Source organism: Sphingobium sp. TomTYG73, from assembly GCF_055394245.1.
Window position 1 is genome coordinate 1,813,916 of record NZ_AP027339.1, and the last position, 21,434, is coordinate 1,835,349.

Annotated in this window: 23 protein-coding genes, 1 tRNA gene and 1 pseudogene; 11 read left to right on the top strand and 14 right to left on the bottom strand. The window is 63.3% G+C overall.

Translation table 11 applies throughout. The features are described from left to right. Window positions 1-260 precede the first annotated feature (260 nt). On the bottom strand, window positions 261-1,106 hold the full coding sequence (locus ACZ5TH_RS09085) for a cold-shock protein (protein ID WP_460986614.1): 846 nt from the start codon (window positions 1,104-1,106) through the stop codon (window positions 261-263). Between the two features lie 242 nt (window positions 1,107-1,348). On the opposite strand from ACZ5TH_RS09085, the gene ACZ5TH_RS09090 reads away from it, so the two are divergent. The 4 genes from ACZ5TH_RS09090 (at window position 1,349) to ACZ5TH_RS09105 (ending at window position 4,145) form a co-directional block, all read left to right on the top strand. After that, complete coding sequence (locus tag ACZ5TH_RS09090; protein WP_464793688.1) at window positions 1,349-1,966, top strand: ribonuclease D; 618 nt, start codon at window positions 1,349-1,351, stop codon at window positions 1,964-1,966. A gap of 21 nt (window positions 1,967-1,987) precedes the next feature. Continuing rightward, the gene (locus tag ACZ5TH_RS09095) at window positions 1,988-2,635 is read left to right on the top strand and encodes an LPS export ABC transporter periplasmic protein LptC (RefSeq protein WP_449474048.1); all 648 of its coding nucleotides are present in this window, start codon (window positions 1,988-1,990) and stop codon (window positions 2,633-2,635) included. After that, window positions 2,635-3,180, top strand: a complete 546-nt coding sequence (locus ACZ5TH_RS09100) for an LptA/OstA family protein (RefSeq protein ID WP_464793689.1) — start codon at window positions 2,635-2,637, stop codon at window positions 3,178-3,180. Before ACZ5TH_RS09095 ends, ACZ5TH_RS09100 begins: the two co-directional genes overlap by 1 nt. Window positions 3,181-3,329: 149 nt before the next feature. Beyond that, entirely contained in the window at window positions 3,330-4,145 is an 816-nt protein-coding gene (locus tag ACZ5TH_RS09105) for a hypothetical protein (RefSeq protein ID WP_464793690.1), read from the top strand. 118 nt (window positions 4,146-4,263) lie between these two features. Here ACZ5TH_RS09105 and ACZ5TH_RS09110 read toward each other — a convergent pair whose 3' ends face one another. The 4 genes from ACZ5TH_RS09110 to ACZ5TH_RS09125 all read right to left on the bottom strand — a co-directional run bounded on the left by ACZ5TH_RS09110 (window position 4,264) and on the right by ACZ5TH_RS09125 (window position 7,956). Then, window positions 4,264-4,854, bottom strand: coding sequence for a histidine phosphatase family protein (locus ACZ5TH_RS09110; protein WP_464795084.1), 591 nt, complete (start codon window positions 4,852-4,854; stop codon window positions 4,264-4,266). Between the two features lie 4 nt (window positions 4,855-4,858). After that, on the bottom strand, window positions 4,859-5,620 hold the full coding sequence (locus tag ACZ5TH_RS09115; RefSeq protein ID WP_464793691.1) for a cytidylyltransferase domain-containing protein: 762 nt from the start codon (window positions 5,618-5,620) through the stop codon (window positions 4,859-4,861). A gap of 41 nt (window positions 5,621-5,661) precedes the next feature. Then, complete coding sequence (locus tag ACZ5TH_RS09120) at window positions 5,662-6,669, bottom strand: KpsF/GutQ family sugar-phosphate isomerase (protein ID WP_449474053.1); 1,008 nt, start codon at window positions 6,667-6,669, stop codon at window positions 5,662-5,664. A gap of 288 nt (window positions 6,670-6,957) precedes the next feature. After that, window positions 6,958-7,956, bottom strand: coding sequence for an NAD-dependent epimerase/dehydratase family protein (locus ACZ5TH_RS09125; protein ID WP_449474054.1), 999 nt, complete (start codon window positions 7,954-7,956; stop codon window positions 6,958-6,960). Window positions 7,957-8,148: 192 nt separating this feature from the next. On the opposite strand from ACZ5TH_RS09125, the gene ACZ5TH_RS09130 reads away from it, so the two are divergent. Continuing rightward, the gene (locus ACZ5TH_RS09130) at window positions 8,149-9,279 is read left to right on the top strand and encodes a GNAT family N-acetyltransferase (RefSeq protein ID WP_464795085.1); all 1,131 of its coding nucleotides are present in this window, start codon (window positions 8,149-8,151) and stop codon (window positions 9,277-9,279) included. Next, entirely contained in the window at window positions 9,276-10,136 is an 861-nt protein-coding gene (locus ACZ5TH_RS09135; protein WP_464793692.1) for a cupin-like domain-containing protein, read from the top strand. Before ACZ5TH_RS09130 ends, ACZ5TH_RS09135 begins: the two co-directional genes overlap by 4 nt. Here ACZ5TH_RS09135 and ACZ5TH_RS09140 read toward each other — a convergent pair. The 3 genes from ACZ5TH_RS09140 to ACZ5TH_RS09150 form a co-directional block, all read right to left on the bottom strand. Then, a complete protein-coding gene (locus tag ACZ5TH_RS09140; RefSeq protein ID WP_464793693.1) occupies window positions 10,114-11,181 on the bottom strand; it encodes a GNAT family N-acetyltransferase in 1,068 nt (355 codons plus the stop codon). The two genes, ACZ5TH_RS09135 and ACZ5TH_RS09140, sit on opposite strands and share 23 nt — an antisense overlap. A gap of 57 nt (window positions 11,182-11,238) precedes the next feature. Beyond that, window positions 11,239-11,604 carry an Mpo1-like protein gene (locus ACZ5TH_RS09145; RefSeq protein ID WP_460986623.1) on the bottom strand — a complete coding sequence of 122 codons (366 nt, stop codon included), beginning with the start codon at window positions 11,602-11,604 and terminating at the stop codon, window positions 11,239-11,241. Between the two features lie 63 nt (window positions 11,605-11,667). Beyond that, the gene (locus ACZ5TH_RS09150) at window positions 11,668-12,639 is read right to left on the bottom strand and encodes a serine hydrolase (protein ID WP_464793694.1); all 972 of its coding nucleotides are present in this window, start codon (window positions 12,637-12,639) and stop codon (window positions 11,668-11,670) included. 84 nt (window positions 12,640-12,723) lie between these two features. On the opposite strand from ACZ5TH_RS09150, the gene ung reads away from it, so the two are divergent. Beyond that, on the top strand, window positions 12,724-13,416 hold the full coding sequence (gene ung / locus ACZ5TH_RS09155; RefSeq protein WP_464793695.1) for a uracil-DNA glycosylase: 693 nt from the start codon (window positions 12,724-12,726) through the stop codon (window positions 13,414-13,416). 260 nt (window positions 13,417-13,676) lie between these two features. On the opposite strand, the gene ACZ5TH_RS09160 is transcribed toward ung, so the two are convergent. Continuing rightward, window positions 13,677-14,348: a spermidine synthase gene (locus ACZ5TH_RS09160; RefSeq protein ID WP_464793696.1), complete on the bottom strand. Its 672-nt coding sequence runs from the start codon at window positions 14,346-14,348 to the stop codon at window positions 13,677-13,679. A 139-nt stretch (window positions 14,349-14,487) separates the two neighbouring features. Here ACZ5TH_RS09160 and ACZ5TH_RS09165 point away from each other — a divergent pair, with 139 nt between their 5' ends. Then, window positions 14,488-14,934 carry a hypothetical protein gene (locus ACZ5TH_RS09165; RefSeq protein ID WP_449474674.1) on the top strand — a complete coding sequence of 149 codons (447 nt, stop codon included), beginning with the start codon at window positions 14,488-14,490 and terminating at the stop codon, window positions 14,932-14,934. 300 nt (window positions 14,935-15,234) lie between these two features. Here ACZ5TH_RS09165 and rpoZ read toward each other — a convergent pair whose 3' ends face one another. Beyond that, entirely contained in the window at window positions 15,235-15,579 is a 345-nt protein-coding gene (gene rpoZ, locus ACZ5TH_RS09170; RefSeq protein ID WP_449474068.1) for a DNA-directed RNA polymerase subunit omega, read from the bottom strand. Between the two features lie 123 nt (window positions 15,580-15,702). On the opposite strand from rpoZ, the gene ACZ5TH_RS09175 reads away from it, so the two are divergent. After that, window positions 15,703-16,905 carry a phospholipase D-like domain-containing protein gene (locus ACZ5TH_RS09175; RefSeq protein WP_464793697.1) on the top strand — a complete coding sequence of 401 codons (1,203 nt, stop codon included), beginning with the start codon at window positions 15,703-15,705 and terminating at the stop codon, window positions 16,903-16,905. A 21-nt stretch (window positions 16,906-16,926) separates the two neighbouring features. On the opposite strand, the gene ald is transcribed toward ACZ5TH_RS09175, so the two are convergent. Next, entirely contained in the window at window positions 16,927-18,042 is a 1,116-nt protein-coding gene (gene ald, locus ACZ5TH_RS09180; RefSeq protein WP_464795086.1) for an alanine dehydrogenase, read from the bottom strand. Window positions 18,043-18,267: 225 nt separating this feature from the next. On the opposite strand from ald, the gene ACZ5TH_RS09185 reads away from it, so the two are divergent. Further along, window positions 18,268-18,358, top strand: a tRNA-Ser gene (locus ACZ5TH_RS09185). A gap of 467 nt (window positions 18,359-18,825) precedes the next feature. Here the strand turns inward: ACZ5TH_RS09185 and ACZ5TH_RS09190 are convergent. Both ACZ5TH_RS09190 and ACZ5TH_RS09195 read right to left on the bottom strand, forming a co-directional pair. Beyond that, complete coding sequence (locus tag ACZ5TH_RS09190; RefSeq protein ID WP_464793698.1) at window positions 18,826-19,092, bottom strand: hypothetical protein; 267 nt, start codon at window positions 19,090-19,092, stop codon at window positions 18,826-18,828. A 21-nt stretch (window positions 19,093-19,113) separates the two neighbouring features. Beyond that, complete coding sequence (locus ACZ5TH_RS09195; protein ID WP_464793699.1) at window positions 19,114-19,683, bottom strand: ParB/Srx family N-terminal domain-containing protein; 570 nt, start codon at window positions 19,681-19,683, stop codon at window positions 19,114-19,116. Between ACZ5TH_RS09195 and ACZ5TH_RS09200 the strand changes: the two are divergent. Further along, window positions 19,648-19,776 (top strand): annotated as a pseudogene (locus ACZ5TH_RS09200) (IS3 family transposase); the annotation flags it as partial. The gene ACZ5TH_RS09195 and the pseudogene ACZ5TH_RS09200 sit on opposite strands and share 36 nt — an antisense overlap. A gap of 122 nt (window positions 19,777-19,898) precedes the next feature. Here ACZ5TH_RS09200 and ACZ5TH_RS09205 read toward each other — a convergent pair. Next, window positions 19,899-21,053, bottom strand: a complete 1,155-nt coding sequence (locus tag ACZ5TH_RS09205; RefSeq protein ID WP_464793700.1) for an alpha/beta hydrolase — start codon at window positions 21,051-21,053, stop codon at window positions 19,899-19,901. Window positions 21,054-21,434: the final 381 nt, after the last annotated feature.

The following is a 21,434-nucleotide window of genomic DNA, read 5'->3' on the forward strand; positions in this document are numbered from 1 at the left end:
TAGAGCGTCGCCAACAGTCTTGGTTTCCAAGTTTCCAAATCACAAATTTTTAAAAAGATGACAGTTTGCGAGGTTGGCGGCAGGCAGTTCAACGACAGCAAATGGCATCCTCGGGAATGTCCGTTTATGGGAGTGGTGATTGGGACGCCAAGCGACCGCAAATGGCGCAAAGCCACCGCACCCCCTCCCCACAACAAAAAAGGGGCCGCCGGGCAGGCGACCCCTTCTATCCTCTCCGCTTATGCGGGCAGAGTTATGTGTCAGTCGGCCTTCGACTGAAGGTTGACGGCTGCGTGCTTGCCGCGGCGGTCTACTTCGAGTTCGAAGTCCAGGCGGTCGCCTTCGTTGAGGGCGGACATGCCTGCGCGTTCGACTGCGCTGATGTGCACGAATGCGTCGGGCTGGCCGTCGTCGCGCTGGATGAAGCCGAAGCCCTTCATGGCGTTGAAGAACTTGACCGTGCCACTGGCGCGTTCGCCGGTCAGCTGACGCTGCGGGCCACCACGATCGCCGCCGCCGAAGCCGCCACGGTCACCGCCGAAGCCACCCGGACGGGGTTCGCGGGGTTCACGCGGACGATCGACGACCGGAAGGGGTTCACCCTCGATCTTGAGGTCGGTTGCCGAGATCTTGCCGCCACGGTCCACCAGGGTGAAGCCGAGCTGCTGACCTTCGGCAAGGCCAGTGAGGCCCGCCTGCTCAACGGCGCTGATGTGGACGAACACGTCTTCCGCGCCGTCATCACGAACGATGAAGCCGAAGCCCTTTTGACCGTTGAAGAACTTTACAACGCCGGTGCCTTCACCAACGACCTGGGCCGGCATGCCGCCGCCGCCGCCACGGCCGCCGCCGAAGCCGCCACCACCGCCGCCGCCGCCGAAGCCGCCGCCACCGCCGCTGCGGAAGCCACCGCCGCCGCCGCCACCGCCGAAGCGATCACCGCCGCCGCCGAAGCCGCCGCGATCACCACCGCCGAAACCACCACGATCTCCAAAACCACCGCCGAAGCCGCCACGATCGTTACCGCCGCCGTAAAAATTGTCGTCGCCAAAACCGTCGCGCTTGTCCTTGCCGCGCCCGCCGCGGCGACCTCTATCAAAACTCATGCCCTGTTGGTCACTTTCGCTTCGCCCCCGACTAAATCGGACAAACATGCCGGGCGAAATGACATGCAGAATCCACCGCACGTATGCGGGTTTGAGAATCACTATATCAACTTTTCAGCCATGCGCGAATGATTTTAGCCCGATTGCCGCCGCATTTGCCCGAATGAACCAGCGTGGGGCATTTTGGCAGCGCCGAAAAAGCGTCGATTGAGTTACCGCCGCTTTCGCCATAGAGGGGTTGGATGACAGTATATTTCCACGAAGAGGACCTGCCCGCAGACGTCCTTGCCCCCGGCCCCGTCGCCGTCGATACCGAAACCATGGGCCTTATCACGCCGCGCGATCGCCTGTGTGTCGTGCAGATCAGCGATGGCAAGGGCGACGAGCATCTGGTGCGATTCATGCCGGGCAGCGATTATGCCGCGCCGAACCTGCGCGCGGTGCTGGCCGATCCGGCACGATTGAAGCTGTATCATTTCGGGCGTTTCGACATCGCGGCGATCAAACATTATCTGGGCGTGGTGGCAGCGCCGGTCTATTGCACGAAGATCGCTTCGCGCCTGATCCGCACCTATACCGACCGCCATGGGTTGAAGGAACTGGTGCGCGAATTGCTGGGGCAGGAAATCAGCAAGCAGCAGCAGTCGAGCGACTGGGGTTCCCCTACCCTGTCGGACGCGCAGAAGGATTATGCGGCGTCGGACGTGCGCTATCTGCATGCGTTGAAGGCTGAGCTGGACAAGCGGCTGGTGCGCGAAGGGCGGATGGAACTGGCGCAGGCCTGTTTCGATTTCCTTCCTCACCGGGCCGAGCTGGACCTGGCGGGATGGCCGGAGATCGACATCTTCGCGCATATGTAAGGGGCTTAGAAGCGCTTTCCCATGTCCATACAGGCCGATCAGCAACGTCATGTCAGGCGCCATTGGGCGCGGCCGGGTGGCAGCCATGACAGGCTGGTCGCGCGGCTGAAAAACTGGTTGCCGGTGCTGGTGGGCGTGCTGGCGGCGTTGCTGGTGATGGCCCCCTTTACCGGCGGGGACAAGGTGAGCTTCGTGCTCGACAAGAACAAGGTCGAGGTGGCGAAGGAGAGGATGCGGGTGAGCGAGGCGCTGTATCGGGGCGAGGACAGCAAGGGGCAGCCCTTTTCGCTGCGCGCCGGGAGCGCGGTGCAGAAAAGCTCTCGCGAGCCGATCGTTGACCTGAACGACATGTCGGCGCGCATCCTGTTGTCCGAAGGGCCAGCGGTGCTGAACGCGCGCAAGGGGCGCTATGACATGGACAAGGAGCGCGTTGCGGTGGACGGGCCGGTGCAGTTCGAGGCGGCGGGCGGATACAGGCTGACGACGCGGGACGTGGGCATCGACCTCAAGACCCGGCGCATGCGCAGCGCGGGGCGCGTCGATGGCCGGATACCCATCGGCACGTTCAGCGGCGACCATCTGGACGCCGACCTGAACGCGCGGACGGTTACGCTCAATGGCAGGGCGAGCTTGCGCATCGAACAAAATGGCATCAAAGGGCAAAAGTGATGAAAAGATCGCTGATCCTGCTGTCGAGCGCTGGCGCCATGGGCGCGGCGATGGTTTTCGCGGGCGCCGGGGCGCAGGTGCTGAAGAATCATGACAGCAACGCGCCGGTGAACTTCACCGCCGACCGGATCGAGGTGCAGGACCGCGCCGACCGGGTGGTGGTTTCCGGCAATGTCCAGGTGACGCAGGCGGGCATGACTCTGAACGCCGCACGGATGACCGTCGCTTACCGCAATGGTACGGGCGGGAACGGCGTGGAGGTCGACCGGATCGACGCTTCGGGCAATGTCGTCGTGACCAAGGGGAACGAGACGGCGCGAGGCAATGTGGCGATCTATGACCTTAACAGCCGCCTGATCACGATGCTGGGCAATGTGACGTTGACGCAGGGCAGCAACCGGCTGACCGGCGGGCGGTTGGTGATTGACCTGACCAGCGGGCGGTCGACTGTGGACGGACGCGCTTCGGGCGGCGCGCCGGGGGTTTCGGGCGGATCGGGGGGCCGGGTTTCGGGCACCTTTACCGTGCCGCAGCGGAAGAACTGACGCTTTTAGCAGCGCTGAATGCGGGCGTGGCGGGGTGCTTTTTCGGGCGCTCGGGCTGGCTTATGTCCATTAATAAATATGGCATTTTTAGGGCAAAATGCTATCATCGGGATCAGCGGGTCGCCTCTTTCGATTCTGCGAGGTCCATCATGTCACGGTTGCAGATGGCGGCGGTTGCCGCCTGTGGTTTCGTTGCGCTTTCTTCCGGCCAGGTAGCCGCTTCCGGTCCAAATCAATGCTGGCAGCCCTATGAGATTGAAGCGGCGAAGGTCCGGGATCTGCACGTGATGCTGATGCTGGGCGCTCTGCGGTGCAAGGGGGTGAACAAGGAGATAGAGGCGAAATATTCCGCCTTTGTCGATAAGAAGATCGGGCTGCTGAGCAGCTATAATAATGTGCTGAAGACGCGCTTCATGCGGGTGAACGGCATTGCTGATGGGCAGCGCGCCTATGAACAGTTCAACACGAAGCTGGGCAACGGCCATTCCGGACTGGTGCAGGCCGGAAGCTATTGCCCGATGACCGAGACGCTGCTGACTTTGGCGACCGAGGCACAGGATCGGGAACTGCCGCAGCTGGCGACGAATTTTTCTGAAAGCGCGCTGGGGATTGATGCGGTGTGTGAGGCACAGCCGGTGGCGGCGGCGGCGGTGGCAACCCCGGCAGCGGTAGCGGCTCCGGCGGTGGGTGCGGCGGAAGCTGGAGGGACGAGGCAGGTCGATGCTCCGCATGAGGCGATCACAGCTGCGGGAGTGACTGTCGCGAAGACTGGGGAACCGGCGAGGCAATCAAATTCCGCGGCGGCAGCGCTGGAAGCGGCAGCGGTCGCTTTGCAAAATGCGGCGGCGAGCCTGAAGGCGCAGGCTGCGGCTCCGGAAGCGGCGGCGGACAAATCTGTTGCAGCGCCCGAGGGGAAGCCTGCCGTGCTGCAACCTGTGACGGCCAGCTCAACGCCCGTGGGGTGAGCGGCGTGGTTTGACAGGAGCAATCGGAATCGGGGAGAGCGCCCGCCCCAACCCTTCAAACGAGTCACGTGTCTCGTTTGAACCTGAAGGGGAGAGGCTTTTTGGGTTGTGATGACGTTTAGGGCCGTCGGTCCCAGTTGCAGAGGGTAACGGCGCCGTCAGGCGCGACGGTCAACTCGCCATAGGCTCCGGTGCGCAGCTTGAGCGAGGCGGGTGAGAGGCCGAGGGCGAGCAGGGCGAAGCGGGCGGCGCCGTTGCTGGTGACGAGCAGGTCTGTCCCCTCCCCGCTTTGCGCGAAATAGCTTTGCCAGGCGGCGATGCGGGTTGGCGCGTTCACGATCCAGCCGGGGGGCGGGATGGCTTGTTCGTCCCACGCCGCGAGCGCCTGTTGGCCGATGCGGGCGAGGACTTCGGCTTCGGGGCGGCCTTCGTCGGGGCCGTGGTCGATTTCGTCTAGCCAGGGGAGCGGGCCGGTGACGGGCTGGTGGAGCGCGGCGGCGATGCGGCTTGCGGTGTCGCGGGCGCGGCTGAGGGGGCCGCTGTGGATGTGGCAGGGGGCGAGACCTTGCGCGGCGAACCATTGGCCGAGGCGGTCGGCCTGGGCGCGGCCGCTTTCTACGAGGGGCAGGTCCGTACCCGCGCCGATGCGGCAGGCGGTGGCGCTGCTTTCGAAGGTGTTGCCGTGGCGGATGATGAAGATGCGGCGCATGAGGTCAGGCGGGCGTGGGGTCGCCATGGGTGGCGATGAGGGCCTCTACGCGCTGGATGTCGGCCTCTGTGTCTATGCCGGAGCTGTCGAAGATGGGCGGGTCGACGGCGACGGTGGTGACCGGGATGCCGAGTTCGAGGAGGCGGAGCTGTTCCAGGCCCTCCAGCTGTTCGAGCCTGGTCGGGGGTGCAGCCTCGAAGCGGGTCAGGGCTTCGAGCGTGTAGCCATAGAGGCCAACATGGCGCCAGACGGGCGAGGTTGGCTGGCTGTCGCGCAGGGCCTGTTCGTCGCGGATGGCGGGGATGATGGTTTTTGAGAACCAGAGGGCGCGGCCATCGGGCGCGCGGGCGCAGGTGGTGCCGCTGAAGGGCGAGCGGAGCTTATGATCGCGCAGCGCGTCGAGTGCCTGCCAGTCGAGGGCGATGACGGGGGTCGCGACTTCAGCGCCTGCGTGCAGCGCGGCGAGGACGGCGCGCAGGGCGCCTTGGGGCTGGAAGGGAGAGTCGCCTTGCAGGTTGACGATAAAGCACGGGGGCTCCGGGCGCTGGAGGGCGGCAGCGAGTGCGCGGCCGGAACCTGTCGCGATGGCGCTGTCCGTCATGGCGGCGGCGCAGCCAACGGCGTGAGCATGATCGGCGATTTCGCGGTCGTCAGTCGCCACCACCAGCTCCGCGTCGGCGAGGCCGGAGATGGCGGCGCGCGCCATGGCGATGGTCCGGTGCAGCAGGGTGCGCCCGGCGATCAGGCGCAGGGGCTTGCGCGGCAACCGGGACGAGCCCGCCCGCGCCGGAATGACGATGATGCTGTTCAGGCGACCCCGGCGTGCAGCAGGTCGTGCATATGGACGGCGCCCGCCAGCCGCCCGCCTTCGCAGACGAAGAGCAGCGTGATGTTATGCATGTGCATCAGGCGCAGCGCTTCGGAGGCCAGATCGTCAGGCCCCACGGACAGAGGGGGCACGGTCATGAACTGGCCGACGGTTTCGGTCAGTTGCCGCGTATCGGTCAGGGTTCGCCGCAAGTCCCCATCGGTGAAGGCACCGATCAGTTCGCCAGCGCTGTTGACGACCGCCGTGCCGCCCAGGCGCGCGCGCGTCATTTCGATGGTGGCGTCGAGCAACGACGCATCTTCGGCCACGCGCGGGACATTGTCACCGGCCGCCATCAAGTCGCGAACCTTCAGCAACTGCGCGCCAAGGCGGCCATTGGGATGAAATTTGTGGAAGTCATCGGCCGAAAAGCCGCGCATTTCCATGAGCGCGATCGCAAGCGCATCGCCAAAGGCCATCTGGACCGTGGTGGACGTGGTGGGCGCCAGTTCGTTGGGACAGGCTTCCCGAACGGCGGGCAACAGCACGCAGACGTCGGAAGCGCTGGCGACGGTGCTGTCTGCACGCGCCGTGAGGCCGAGCAGCGGGATGCCGAACCGCTTGCAATATTGGATGATGGGGCCAAGTTCGTTGGATTCGCCGGAATGGGACAGCATCAGGACGATGTCGTCAGGCGTCACCATGCCAAGGTCGCCATGACCAGCGTCAGCCGGATGCATGAAGAGCGCGGGCGTGCCGGTCGAGGTCAGGGTCGCCGTCATCTTGCGCGCGACGATACCGCTTTTCCCCATGCCGGTGACGATCAGGCGTCCACGCGCGCTCATGATCATGCCAGCGACGCGAAGGAATATCGCGGCGAAATCACGATCGGAGAATTTCGCCTCCAGCGCGTTCAGTCCCTGGGAAGCGACGGACAAGGTTCTACAGGCGGTTTCCACGATCCGGCTGCCAGAACCAAAAGGCACAATTTTTGATAGTGTCGACACAAGTTCGCCCTTTTTTCCATGACGCACGGCAGGTTTTCCTGATCGATGCGGCATGGCGGCAGCCGCCATTCCGGCGCTCCGCCCTAAACCTCGTTATAAGCGACCCATTTCGGCTCGAAGCCGTCCCGGTGACGGGAATAGAACCGTTAACGGCAGAATGGCAATTCAATTTGCCAGCATGAGCGAAGATTTGCGCGCCTTTATTGCCACATATCCCGCAAATTATTGCTTATATGTTGAGGGCCGGAACTTTCCCCCGAGGCGCGCGTAGTGCCGTGCTTTTGTCGGTTATCCTGCGTGATAGTCGCGATACCAGGACACGAAGCGCGGCACGCCGACCTCTATGCCGGTGGTCGGCGCGAAGCCGATATCCTGGGCAATCGCGCTGATGTCCGCGAAGGTGGCGGGCACGTCGCCCGGCTGCATGGGCTGAAAATCTATCTCTGCCTTGCGCCCGATCGCCTGTTCCAGCACCGATATGAGATGCATCAGCTCTTCGGGCCGATTGTTGCCGATATTATAAAGCCGGTGCGGCGAACGGCTGCCGCCCGCCTTTAGCGATCCATCATCCGCAGGCGCGTGATCGAGGCAGCCGATCACCCCGGTCACGATGTCGTCGATATAGGTAAAGTCGCGCTGCATCCGGCCATGGTTGAACACGGGGATCGGCTCCCCCGCCAGGATCTTTTTCGTGAAGATCCACATCGCCATGTCCGGGCGACCCCAGGGGCCATAGACGGTGAAGAAGCGCAGGCCCGTCATCGGAATGCGGAAGAGATGAGCGTAAGTCTCGCTCATCAATTCATCGGCGCGCTTGGTCGCGGCGTAGAGCGAGACGGGATGGTCGGCGCGATCCTCCACGCGGAAAGGCAGGCTGTCATTGCCGCCATAGACCGAGGAGGATGAGGCATAGACCAAATGCCGCACCCGCCGTTCGCGCGCCAGTTCGAGCATGTTGACATGGCCCGCGAGATTGGAGCGGACATAGGCATGCGGATTGATGAGCGAATACCGCACGCCCGCCTGCGCGCCCAGATGCACGATCGCCTCCACCGTCTGCCCCGCGAGCGCGGCATGAAGCGCGTCCATGTCGGCAAAATCCAGTTCGGCGAAGGTGAACAGCTTTCCATGCCGCTGTTGCAGCGCGGCTATCCGGTCGCGCTTCAACGAGACCTGATAATAGTCGTTCATATTGTCGATGCCGATCACCGCGCGCCCGGCGGCGAGCAGCTGGTCGGCGACGGCCATGCCAATGAAGCCGGCAGCGCCAGTGACGAGAATGGTCATGCGGCCACCACGCTAAGTGACAGGATCAGGTGGGTCGCCATGGGGAATCTCTTTCAGCCGTCGCGGGTTAGCCCCATCGTTAACAGACAATCCGGCGCGCGATGTAAAGGGCTTTCCCCCAAAGAGGCGGCCTGCTGCCCCAAATGAGGCAGTTTAGTCTTTCCCTAATCATTGAAGTTTATGCGCTTTGCCATGGACATGGCATCGCATCCCCTGCCCAACGGCACCCGTGCCTATGGCCCCGCGCAGCGCGCCCGCTGGACCGCTTTGGCGGCGGAGGCGGCCGAGGCGAACGCCTTTTACGCGCCGGACATGCTGTGCGCGGCGCTGGATCATCTGGCCGGGACACCGGGCGTGCGGATGGTCGAGGCGCATGCGGGAGGGGAGCTGATCGGGTTGTTGCCGGTGACGGTGGCGGCGCGGCACGGTCGCCTGCCGCTTTCCTGCGTCACCAACTGGATGCATGAGCATTGCTTCTTTGGCGCTCCGTTGATCCGGCGGGGTGATGAGGTGGCGGCGTGGCGCGGATTGCTGGCGCAGTTGGATGACGCGCATTGGGCGGCGGGATTTTTATATCTGCGGGGACTGGATGCAGCGGGCGCCAATGCGGCCGCGCTGGAGGCGCTGTGCGTCGAGCAGCGGCGGGGGCGGCGCGAGGTGCATCGTTATGATCGCGCCATGCTGCGATCCGATCTGGATGCCGATGCCTATTGGGAAACGCATGTGCGCGCCAAGAAGCGCAAGGAGATCAGGCGGCTGCAAAAGCGACTGGCGGACCTTGGCACGGTAAGCCAGCACCTGCTGGTGGACCGGGCGGAACTGCCGCATTGGTGCGCCGATTTTCTGGCATTGGAAGCTTCGGGATGGAAGGGGCGCGAAGGGTCGGCGCTTGGCTGTTCTCCGCAGGACGCGGCCTTTTTCCGGGCGGCGTGCGCAGCGGCTTTCGATGCGGGGCTGCTGCATTTCCTGCGCATTGACCTGGATGGGCGGCCGATCGCGATGCTGGCGAATTTCCGCCATGGTGAGGGGGCCTTTTCCTTCAAGATCGCCTTTGACGAAGAGATGGGGCGCTTTTCGCCCGGCGTGCTGATCGAACTTGCAAACCTGCATGCGGTGCAGGGTGATCCGGCGATCGGGTGGATGGACAGCTGCGCTGCGCCGGATCATCCAATGATCGACAGCCTGTGGGCCGAGCGGCGGACGATCGTGCAATATCGCGTGGCGCTGCATGGGAGCGGGATCGACCGGATCGGGCGGGCGGCGGCTTTCGCGCTGGCCAATGGGGTGGAGGCGATCGCCAGCCATATGAAGGGACAGGGATGACTGCTCACTTGCCGATCAGCGCGCAGGTTTTCGATGATGAGGCGCGGCGGATATTCGCGGGAGCCTATCCGGATGCGTCGGTGAAGTTGCATCATGGGCTTGTTGGGCACCCGCTGCTGGCGATCGAGGCATTGGCCGGATTGGCCGAGCGGATGCCGGCTGCGTCGGTCGAATATAATCTGGGCAAGCTGCCTTTGGGCGTGCGGCCGGAGGATACGCCGTCCAACGGGCTGACATTGGGGGAGACGATCCGGACGATCGAGAGCAATGGCAGCTGGGCAGTGCTGAAGAATGTCGAGCGGGATGCGGCCTATGGCGCGTTGCTGGACGCGGCATTGGCGGAATTGGCTCCCATTGTGGATACGCGGACGGGGCCGATGCTGAACCGGGAGGCGTTTATCTTTCTGTCCTCGCCGGGGAGCGTGACGCCGTTTCACATGGACCCGGAGCATAATATTTTGCTCCAGATCATGGGCGAAAAGGTGATGACGGTCTTTCCGGCGCGCGACGAGGAATTGGTGCCTGCGGTGCAGAGCGAGGCTTTTCATGCGGGTGGGCATCGCAACCTGAACTGGCGGGATGATTTTCGCGGACGTGGGACGGCGGTGAAGCTGCTTCCCGGTGACGCGATCCATGTGCCGGTGAAGGCGCCGCATTTCGTGGAGAATGGCGCGGGCGTGTCGATCAGCCTGTCGGTGACTTGGCGGTCGGAGCGTAGCGTTGCGGAAAGCGAGTTGCATGGGCTCAATGCGCTGCTGCGACGGCGGGGATTGCCGGTGGGGCGGATTGGCGCTGCGCCGGAGCGGCAGGGCGCGCGGCGGCTGGCCTATCGGATCATGCGGAAGCTGGGCGTTTAAGCAACCGGCGGAGCAGCGCTTCGGCTTCCAGGCGGGGCGAGAAGCGTTCGAGGAGCCACCATTCGAGCGCCTCTTCGCGGGTGGCGAGGCTTTGCTTGTAGCGGTCCTTCCCTGCGAGGAGGGAGTAGAGGGTTAGGCCTTTATTCACATAATGCGCGACGGCGGCGGTGTGGCAGAGGAGGCCGGGCTTGTCCTTGGCCGTGCGCGGGGCGGCGAAGGCGGACTGATAGTTCAACGCTTGGCCCCTATGGATGAAATTGACCAGCAGGCCGACGGGGCCGCCTTCATCGGTGAAGCGGAGGAGTTCGACTTCGCCGCTGGGGATGCCCTTACGCGCGAGGGTGAAGAGGAAGCGGCGGAAGGCTGGGGCTTCCCAAGCATTGTCGTCGTGGCGGCCTTCGTTGAGGGCGCGCATTTCGTCGAGCCATGTGGCGGCTTCGTCTGTGGTGGCGGCGGTGACGGTGGGGAGGCCGTTGTGGTCCTTGATCGCGCGGCGGATCTGGCTGCGGGTGTTGGCGCTTAGCAGGGAGAGGTAGTCGCCACTGACGGCGCGGACGGCTTCGAGATCGGCTTGGTAGACGGGTGAGCGGTCGAGGCGGGTGGCGCGGTGGGTGCGCAGGCCGAACAAAGGAGAGCCGGGCGTGATGCCGCTGAGGCGCAGGGCGCGCCAGTCGGTGCGGCGTTGGAGCGCCGTGTGGAAGGCTTGGGCGGATTCGGCTTCCAGGCCGCGTTTGGCGAGGAGGCCGTTATATTCGACATAGGGCCGGTCGGCGGCGGGATCGCCCGACTGGTTGAGCGAGAGGGTGGCGCAGCGACCGAGCAGGCGCGGCTGGTGCGCGCGGCCGGTGAGTGCGAGGGCGATGTCCCTGCCCTCTTCGTCGGTGATGGTCAGCAGGTCGGGGCGGACGGCGTAGCTTTCGAGCCAGCTGCTGGTCCAGGTCCAGCCCAGGAAGAAGGAGGCGTCCGATGCCGCCTCCAACGCCTGCCAACGTGGGGCCAGCGCGGCGAGATCGGGCAAGGGGGAGAAGTGGGCGGTAAGGGCCATCGCCGCCCCTTGTGGCAGAGCGGCGGGGGCGGTCAAGCACTGGCGTGAGGGGATGCCTTAGAGGTTGAGGCGCTTGGCGGGATCGACCGATCCGTCGGGGCGGACGCCTGCACAGGCGAGATCGCGGCGCATGCGCCCGGTGAGGAAGCGGAACCACATGCGGAAATCGGCGCGCAGGGACCAGAGGGGATGGCGGAGAGTGGCGGGCTGGTTGCGTTCGATCAGGGCGTGGGCGGCCCAGGCAAAGCCGTAACCGGCGACAGGCAGGGCCGGAAGCAGCCACCAGCGGCCGGTCAAGGGCATCACGCCGAGCAGCAGGACGACGGTGCTGGTCCCCGCATAGTGCATCGCCCTTGTCGCGGGGCGTGCATGTTCCTGAAGATAATAGGGCCAGAAATCGCTGAACGCCGCGACATCGCGCATGCCATCCTCCCGCTGCGGACGACCGGGCTAGAGCCAAGTTCAATCCATGTTAAGAGCGATGCGTCAGGCCGTGCGCGATTCAGGGGCAAAGAGGAAATAGTCGTAGGCCGCGCGGGCCACTTCGGCCATGATGCGGTCGCGCGCGGCGTGGCCGCGATGATCCTTCATGACGAAGACGGAAATGGCGATCGGGCGGCCATCAGGCAGGGTGATGATGCCGGTGTCATTGCCCAAACCATTGAGCGTGCCTGTCTTGTGCGCGATCGGCGTGCCGGGTGGGAGCATGGCGACGAGGCGCGCCTTGCCCGTCTTGCAGCGCGCCATGATGCCGAGCAGCATGGCCGTGCTGCCCTTCTTCAACGCCCTGCCATGTTGGATCGTCGAGAGGAGATCGTTCATCGCGCGGGGCGTGGAGGTGTCGCGGGGATCGGCGGCGAAGGCGATGTTGGGCATGTCTCGCGCATCCCGCGCGCGCGACGACAGGGAGGTTTCGACCTCGTCCCCTGCCCCGCCTGCCCCCACCTTTGCGCGGGCGAGCAGTTGGGCGGTGTTGCTGTCCACCCGCTGGCCGCGAATGCCGAGCGACTGGAGCCAGCCATTGACTGCCTGCGGACCGCCAGCGCGGGCGACGAGCGCGTCGGTTGCTTCATTGTCGCTGCGGGTGAGCATGAGGTCGAGCAAGGTCGTGACCGGCATCGGCGTGCCGAGGCGCGGGAGCTTTTCATCGAAACGCAGCGTGCCCGCATCGGCGAGCGACAATATCTTGCCCGCCACCGCGACCTTGTAGGTGCTGGCCATGGGGAAAAGCGTATCGCCATTCAGTTCCAGCGTCTCGCCATTGCGCAGGTCGCGCACCGCTATGCCGACCGTGCCGTCGCTGAGCGCGGCGAAACGGGTGAACTCGCCGAGCAGACGCGATTGCGCGCTTTGATGCACCACATTGGGCTGGGGGCCGAAGGCGTCCGCCGTGGGCAGCGGTGCTAGAAACAGGCCGAGGCCCGCCAAAAGGGCGGTGGTGAAGGAAAGGCGCGGCATGATTTTCCTTTCCCTCATTTTCAGGCGCGGAGCAAGGCCGCCGTGCGGTTGACAGGCCGTTGCCGGGCAGGTCATCAGGCGATCATGACCGCAACGATCAAGCTCGACGAAAGCTGGCGCGCGCCGCTGCGCGAGGAATTCGACCGCCCCTATATGCAGGCGCTCAAAACATTTCTGGAAGAGGAGAAGCGGCAGGGCAAACGCATATTCCCCAAGGGGAGCGAATATTTCCGCGCTCTGGACCTGACGCCGCTGGGCCATGTGAAGGCGGTGATATTGGGGCAGGACCCCTATCATGGCGAGGGGCAGGCGCATGGACTGTGCTTCAGCGTGCAGCCGGGGGTGCGGACGCCGCCTTCGCTCAAGAATATCTATAAGGAGCTGAAGAGCGACCTTGGCATCGACGCGCCGCGTCATGGGTTTCTGGAGCATTGGGCGCGGCAGGGCGTGCTGTTGTTGAACAGTGTGCTGTCCGTCGAGATGGGGCGCGCCGCTTCACACCAGAAATGCGGCTGGGAAGAGTTTACCGATGCGATCATTCGGCTGGTGAACCGACAGGAGGAGCCGGTCGTGTTCCTGCTGTGGGGCGCTTATGCGCAGAGGAAGGCGGCGTTTGTGGATCAGACGCGGCATCTGGTTTTGAAGGCGGCGCATCCTTCACCGCTGTCGGCGCATAACGGGTTTTTGGGGTGTCGGCATTTCTCCCAGGCTAATGCGTTTTTGGAGGAGAAGGGGCGTGGGGGGATTGATTGGGCTTTGCCGGAATGTGAGGTTTGATGGGCATTGAGCGCCACTGATCGTCATGCCAGCGGAGGCTGGCATCTCGGGTGGTAGCGTTCGGTCTGGTGGCCGGAGATCCCAGCGTTCGCTGGGATGACGGAGTTTTTGGGAAGGGGTTGTCCTCCCCATCGGGAGATGGGAGGGGGACCAGCCACAGGCTGGTGGAGGGGGAATGCGCAGGTTGTGCCATTTCCCCTCCACCACTCGCTTCGCGAGCGGTCCCCCTCCCCACGCTCCGCGCAGGGAGGATTTTGGTCTTATCGTTTCTGGGCGAACCAGATGACGTGGCGGGGGCCTTTGCCGTTGTCGCGGGCTTTGACCGCTACCTCATCGACCAGAAAGCCCGCGTCACGGAGGCGGCGGGTGAAGGCTGCGTCGGGGGCGGCGGACCAGATGGCGAGGATGCCGCCGGGCTTCAGAGCGGCCTTGGCTGTGGAGAGGCCAGCGGAGGAATAGAGCCGGTCGTTGGCGGGCGCGGTCAGGCCGTCGGGGCCGTTGTCTACGTCGAGGAGGATGGCGTCATAGCGTTGCTGGCTAGCGGCGATCTCTGCCGCGACATCGCCTTCGATCAGGGTGACACGCGGATCGTCGAGGCAGCCTGCCGCCAGTTCCACCATCGGACCCCGTGCCCATTCGATGATCTTGGGCACTAGTTCGACGACCGTGGCGCGGCCGTCCTGCCCCATTCCCGCCAGCGCTGCGCGCAGGGTGAAGCCCATGCCGTAACCGCCGATCAGGAGATGCGGCGCCTTCCGCCCCTTCAGGCGCTCAAGCGACATGACGGCTAGCGCCTTTTCCGAACCGCTCATGCGGCTGCTCATCAGCTCGTTGCGGTCGAGCACGATCATGTGATCGCTGCCCCGGCTATAGAGCTTCAGTTCCTGTCCGCCCGGCACGGCGGCGGTGTCGATGAGTATGCGAGGGGTCACTGGCAGGTCCTTGTGTCGATGGCCCCGCATGGCAGCTTGCCCCAGCCGACGCAAATCATCAAAGGCTGGCGCAAGAGGCGCCCTGCCCCTATCTCGCGGACAGCCCCTTCCCCCCTTTCCAGCAGGCAGTCCGTTTTTCATGCGCTATTTCCTCGACACTGAATTCAACGGATTTGCAGGCGCGCTGATCAGCGTCGCGCTGGTGCCGGAATTTGGCGACGATGAATTTTACGTGTCGCTGCCCTTGGCGGAGGAGCCGCATGGCTGGGTACAGCGCAACGTCATCCCCTATCTGCGCCATGTGCCGCCGGGGATCGACATGGAGTTGGGCCGGGTCGAGGCCGCGCATCATCTGGCCGATTATCTGGCGGGCGATCCGGAGCCGGTGATCGTCGCCGACTGGCCGGAGGATCTGGCGCATTTCTGTGCGCTGCTGGTGACCGGGCCGGGGCAGATGGTGGATATGAACGGGTTGCAGTTGCAGCTGGTCAATGCAGCGGGATTTAGTGCGGCGGCGAATAGCAGGATACCGCATAATGCGCTGCATGATGCGCGGGCTTTGCGGGATTTTTGTTTGGGGAATTAACTGCCGCTGTGCCTTCTCCCGCGGGCGGGAGAAGGATACGCAGCCTTGCCAGCTTGCTGGCTAGGCGGAGTTGGATGAGGGTGCTTGCGTCCACGTTGCGATCCCCTCTCCCGCCTTCGCTTCGCTCGGCACCCTCTCCCCTGAAGGGGAGAGGGGAATTTAGACACCTCGTGCTCACAGCGAAAGCTGGGATCTAGTGAGGCTGGGGCGCGCTCTTCGGCATGCCGCCCCAAAACGGATCGAGGCCCGGTCCTGCTTGCGCAGGCCGAGCCTCATTCCCTCTCCGAACCGATGAACGGATCAGCCGTCGTAGTCGCCGCCGACATTCTGGTTGCGCGGCGGGGCTGCGGCGGTGAGGCGCAGGGCCTCTGCCGATTGGGCGATCGATCCGATTTCGTCCGGCGTGTCGTCGTCGTCGATCTGCACCTTTTGCAGCGACCCAACGAGCGAATCATGCAATTCGGCCGGGAAAACGGTTTCTTCAGCGATCTCGCGCAGGGCGACGACAGGGTTTTTATCGCGGTCGCGGTCCAACGTCAGTTCAGCGCCACCGGAAATCTCACGGGCGCGCTGCGCCGCAAGCAGGACGAGGTCAAAACGGTTGGTAACCTTGTCGACGCAATCTTCGACGGTAACGCGGGCCAAACGGGCGCTCCTGGCAAAATGATGGAAATCGTGAGGGCAGCGCCTACCAGCGGGCGGGTGGGGAGTCAATGAAAAGCCCATAAAGCCGTGGCGCATAGCGGCAATTAGGCGCATGAACGGGACATGGCGACCAACCGGCAGTCCCCAGCAAAGAGCGACGAGGCCGGGATCGGCCTGTCCATCCGGGGTCACCGGCTGGACGTGATCGAACATGGTCCCGCCCTGCGAGAGACGCTGATCGGCCTGATCGATGGCGCGCGGGACAGCCTGAAGCTCTATTATTATATCTTCGCCGCCGATGAGAGCGGACGGATGGTGCTGGACCGGCTGATCGCGGCCCGAGGGCGCGGCGTTGCCGTGACGTTGATGATCGATGCGTTCGGATCGGCCGACACGCCGGTTACTTTCTTCGACCCTCTAATCAAGGCGGGGGGACGGTTTGGCCGATTCGGCGCGCGGCGGTCGACCCGCTATCTGATCCGCAACCATCAGAAGATGACGATCGCGGACGACCGGCGGCTGCTGCTGGGCGGGTTCAATGTGGAGGATGCCTATTTCGGATTGCCCGAAGAGGATGCCTGGGTGGACCTGGGCCTTTTGATCGACGGGCCGCAGGTCGCGGCGATGACCAACTGGTATGGGCAGCTGTGGCGGTGGGTATCGACCAGCAAGCAGAGTTTCCGCACAATGCGGCGGATGGTGCGGCACTGGCACCCGTCGCTGCACCATGATCCCGATGATCCGATGCGATGGCTGATCGGTGGGCCGACCCGGCGCTTAAGCCCCTGGGCACAGGTGGTAAAGCATGACCTGGAACATGCGCGGCGGGTGGACATGGTGGCCGCCTATTTTTCGCCCGGACGCGGCATGCTGAAGCGCATTGCGCTCGCGGCGCGGCGGGAGGGTGCGCGGCTGATCCTGCCGTCCCGGTCGGACAATGGCGCGACGGTGGCGGCGGCGCGGCTGCTGTACGGACCACTGTTGCGGCGCGGGGTGGAGATATGGGAATATCAGAAGCGCAAGCTGCACATGAAGCTGATCGTCATCGATGACGCAGTCTTCATCGGATCAGCCAATTTCGACATGCGCAGCCTGTTCCTGAATCTGGAGATCATGCTGCGGATCGAGGACAAGGCGCTGGCGGACGAAGCGAGGGACTTCATCAGCCGTCGCGCAGAGGAAAGCCGACAGATCACGCTGGAACGCTACAAGGCCCAGCGCGGTGTGCTGACTTTGGTGAAGCAGTGGATCAGCTATTTTCTGGTGGGGGTGGTGGATTACACCGTCACCCGGCGGTTGAACTTCCGCAATCCGGACGCGGATTAGGGGCGCGCGCCGGGACGACCATCAGGCCAGCGCTTCCTCCGCCGGGGTAAAGGGCAGGTCCAGCGCCTGCGCGACGGCCTGATAGGTCACCTTGCCGTCCCAGACGTTGAGCCCCGCGAGCAGATGCGGGTCGGTTTGCAGCGCCTTCTTCCACCCCAGATCGGCGATGCGCAGCGCATGCGGCAGGGTGACGTTGTTGAGCGCGTAGGTGCTGGTGCGCGCGACCGCGCCGGGCATGTTGGCGACGCAATAATGGACAATGCCATCGACGATATAGGTGGGATCGGCATGGGTCGTGGGATGGCTGGTTTCGAAACAGCCGCCTTGATCGATCGCGACGTCGACCAGCACGGAGCCTTTCTTCATGGTCTTGAGCATGTCGGCGCTGACCAGCTTGGGCGCGGCGGCTCCGGGGATCAGCACGGCGCCGATGACGAGGTCCGCTTCCGCCACGCATTCGGCCAGATTGGCGCGATTGGAAAAGCGGGTCTTGGCCCGCGCCTCGAAATAGATGCCGAGCCGTTCGAGCACTTCGGGGCTGCGGTCGAGGATGGTGACGTCCGCGCCCAGGCCCGCCGCCATCTGCGCCGCGTTGAAACCGACGACGCCACCGCCGATCACGCAGACCTTGGCCGGGAGCACGCCGGGCACGCCGCCCAGCAGCACGCCCCGGCCGCCATTCGCCTTTTCCAGCGCCGTCGCGCCCGCCTGAATCGACATGCGTCCGGCTACCTGGCTCATCGGCTTTAGCAGCGGGAGGCCGCCGCCTGCGTCGGTGACGGTTTCATAGGCGATGCAGACAGCGCCCGACGCCATGAGGTCTCGGGTCTGGTCCGGGTCGGGAGCGAGATGAAGGTAGGTGTAGAGTATCTGGCCCGGGCGCAGCATGGCGCGTTCCTCGGGCTGCGGCTCCTTCACCTTCACGATCATTTCGGCCGCTTCGAACACGTCGCGCGCGGTCGGGACGATCTCGCCCCCGGCACGGGCGTACAGCGCATCATGCGCGCCGATCCCCTCCCCCGCGCCGCTTTCCACCAGCACCCGATGGCCATGCGCGGTCAGTTCATGCACGCTCTCAGGCGTCAGGCCGACGCGATATTCGTGATTCTTGATCTCCCTGACCGTGCCTACAATCATGTTCAGCCTTTCCGTTCCGGAGAGATGCCGCATCTGGATAGGGTATCGCCGGAAATGTAGCTATTGTTCCTGAATGTAGGTTGCGGCCGAACATTTGCCTATCCGTCACGGTCTACGTAGCGCGACGGCGGGTGAAGTACCGCCGCGAAATTGAAGCAGGAAAGTCGCGGCATCCCCTTGCCACCCGCCGCGCCGCACGATAGGGAGCCGCCTTCCAGTGCATGCGGAGCGGTGGCCGAGTGGTCGAAGGCGCTCGCCTGGAAAGTGAGTATACGTCAAAAGCGTATCGAGGGTTCGAATCCCTCCCGCTCCGCCACCCAGTCTCAACATATTGCAAACATTAGAGAATTTGCCGAAAAGCGGCGCAAATTCGCGCGCGTTCAGTTCGGTACTGCAGAGAGTCAGATGCGAGCCAAAGATACGCAATTCTGCGCCGCTTTCTCTGCTGCTACGCTGCTGGAACATCCCCGTCACTACCGAATGCATGCGTCCCCCTTCATCTCAGACATCTGTCGCCCAAGCGACGCTCCTAAAAAAAATGGCACGTCCAAGGGGGGCCTTTTCTGCGATTTTCCTGATCATGTTATTGGATTTACATCATAATCCATAGAGCTCGTCGGCAAACGTGCCGTGACAATAACAGGTGAAAACAGGTGCTAATTTCTGGATCAAAGCATAAAAATGGCGGTGAAACAGGCAGATACCACCTGTTTCACCGCCATCCGAAATTCTGCCTTATCCCCTGGATGAAACCCCGTAAATCCGGGGGTTTTCAGACCCTCGTCACGAAATTTTTCTCTCAGCCAGCAAACCTGCTGCCCACCGCACCTGCCTGATGAAATCTTCGCACATCAGACGCCTGCGGCAGCGTGGAGAAGCCAGTTCGATCAGACGGGCTTGGAACAGACTGACGGTTCGGCGCCTGCCGTCAGGGCAGATCATCCTGACCCGCCTGTTCGCAAGATCGAGCACCTCACGATAGCGATCTTCGAGGCCGTCGGTAAACGCGGGCCGGACCACCGATCCCTCCCGAAAAAGGTTCGCGCCCATCAGCTTCCCCAGCCCACGATTTCAAGGCAGCTTCTCCTGCGCGATGCGCTGGCTGCGCGACATGGTGCCCTCGGGCAGCTTCTCCAGCTTCTCTTCTTCCGGGGTGATCACCAGCAACTGGTCCATCTCGGTCGTGGAAAAGCCGGTGATCTCCAGATCGAAGCTGAGCTCGAGGGCATTGAGTTCCTCGAACTCGATTCGCAGCACCTCTGCATCCCAGCCGGCGTTCTGCGCGATTCGATTGTCCGCAAAGGCGTAGGTGCGCAGCTCGGCAGGATCGAGGTCATGGATCGGGATGACCGGCACGTTTGCCATGCCGAGCAGCTTCGCCGCGGCATGGCGGCCATGACCGGCGACGATCATCCCCTCGTCATTGACTATGATCGGATTGGTGAAGCCGAACTGGCGGATCGAGGAGGCGATCTGCTCGATCTGCTTCTCACTGTGTGTACGGGCATTGCGTTTCGCGGGCCGGACCGCCGCGAGCGGACGCAGTTCCACCTTGAGGGAACGGATCAGTCCGTCCCCCCGGATACCAGCATTGTCATTCATGGGTATGCCACGCTCGAGTGGGTCGATTGGTTCAACCATCGCCGACTGCTGGAGCTCATCGGCAACATCCCGCCTGCCGAAGCCGAAGATCAATATTATGCTGCCGCAGACAACATCGGTATGGCAGCGTGACTCACAACCCTATGCCTCCGGCAAACCCGGCGCGGTTCAAACCGTTTTCGTGACAGGGATAACTTTGGAGATCATCTAATTTAGGCTTCCGCGAGGGAAGCCTAGATGTCCGCAAATGACCACTAAGGCTTAAGGTGAAGGTATTTGGTGAAGAAGCGCGCCATCGTATCAAACGCCTCCCGCGATTCGGGTAGCGCGATATCGTAGAAGAAGGCATGTCCCATACCATCCCAGATGTTGAGTTGGCTAACGGCTCCGCTCTTCTGCAACGCATTGTTGGTTGCAACGGCGCTGCTCATTTCCAGAGCACGGCTTCCCGTTACAATGAGAGTTGGCGGAAAGTGCCTCAGTACTTCAGGCGACCGGAGAGGCGAGACAGCGGGATCGTCGAGTTTGGTCCCCTCAAAATACGATAGGCGTATCTCTTTATTTGGTATTGCCTGGAAGGGGGAGGTGAAGGCAGCGCTGTCACCTAAGAGGCGCATGTCAGCAGATGCACACAAAAGGCCGATGGCGGCTGGAAGAGGCAGCTTATCGCGGATCAGCGCGGCGGTAGTCTGGGCGGTAAGTTGGCCGCCCGCCGAGCAGCCATATATCACCACATCTTGCGACTTATGCGTTTTGAGTAATTCACGATAGACCTTTATCACGTCCTCGGTTGCGGCGGGATAATGCGCTTCTGGGCCTTGCCGATAAGTGATGCTTACGCCCTCCACGCCCATGAGGCCCGACAGGGGGATCGTCTCAAACATGCCATTGGCCCCCGCGTTGGCAATCATGAAGCCCCCGCCCGGAAGGTTCAGCAGTATCTTGCCAGACTTTGCGGGCGTGATGCCTGCCACCGGCCGCGTCCAGACGGCCGGGACACCGGCGATCGCACGCTCCTCCGTCTCTACCTTGTACATCTGCTTCAGTTGGGCAACGCGGCCCGCGACGAGCCTTGGCAAATTCGTGCGCAAGGCGGTGACATCCTTTGGCGACTGACGGAGCACCTCGAACATGTCGGAGGGCACACGTGGTAAGGCCGCTTTCGCCTCGGGACTCATATACTCGGAAGGAGGCAGGCGAAATGAGGGCACGTTCACCGACCCATCTGCTTCGATTGGTCGCGAAGAAGGATTAGCAGCAGCTTGCCACGATCCGCGAGATGGTGCGGAGCCTTTTTCTGCCTTTGTTGCGACTTGGGCGGTCACTGCGGCAAAGGGCATGATCAGTGGAACTACAAGAACCGCGCATTTGAGAAGCAGCTTAGGCATCATTCTTCCTTTTTCGTCCATATTGTCAAGGTCGCCAAGGTGATCCGGCTTTCCTATTCAACGATCCCAATCGGGACAACTAATCGGGAGTCCAAAACTTTTGCATCAGGGGCGATCGAGGCAGAAACAGTGATTTCGGCGGTCAGAAGCGCGCCAAATGTGCATCAGATTTTTGTATCACGGGGAGGGGCAGATTTCTGCGATTTTTGGCTTGATGCAAAACTTGTGATTTTCGGATCATGGATGGGCAACGTCAGTTTGCGTGAGGCGAAGGCGGTGAGCCCTGCGCGAAAATAGGCCCCCGCAGGGCCTTGGAGAACGCGATAGCGCGTGGCGATACGTCCGCTGTTCTCGGGCACGCGTGCGATCCTGTCGCCCTGCGCCGCGCCATCGTCGGCCGTG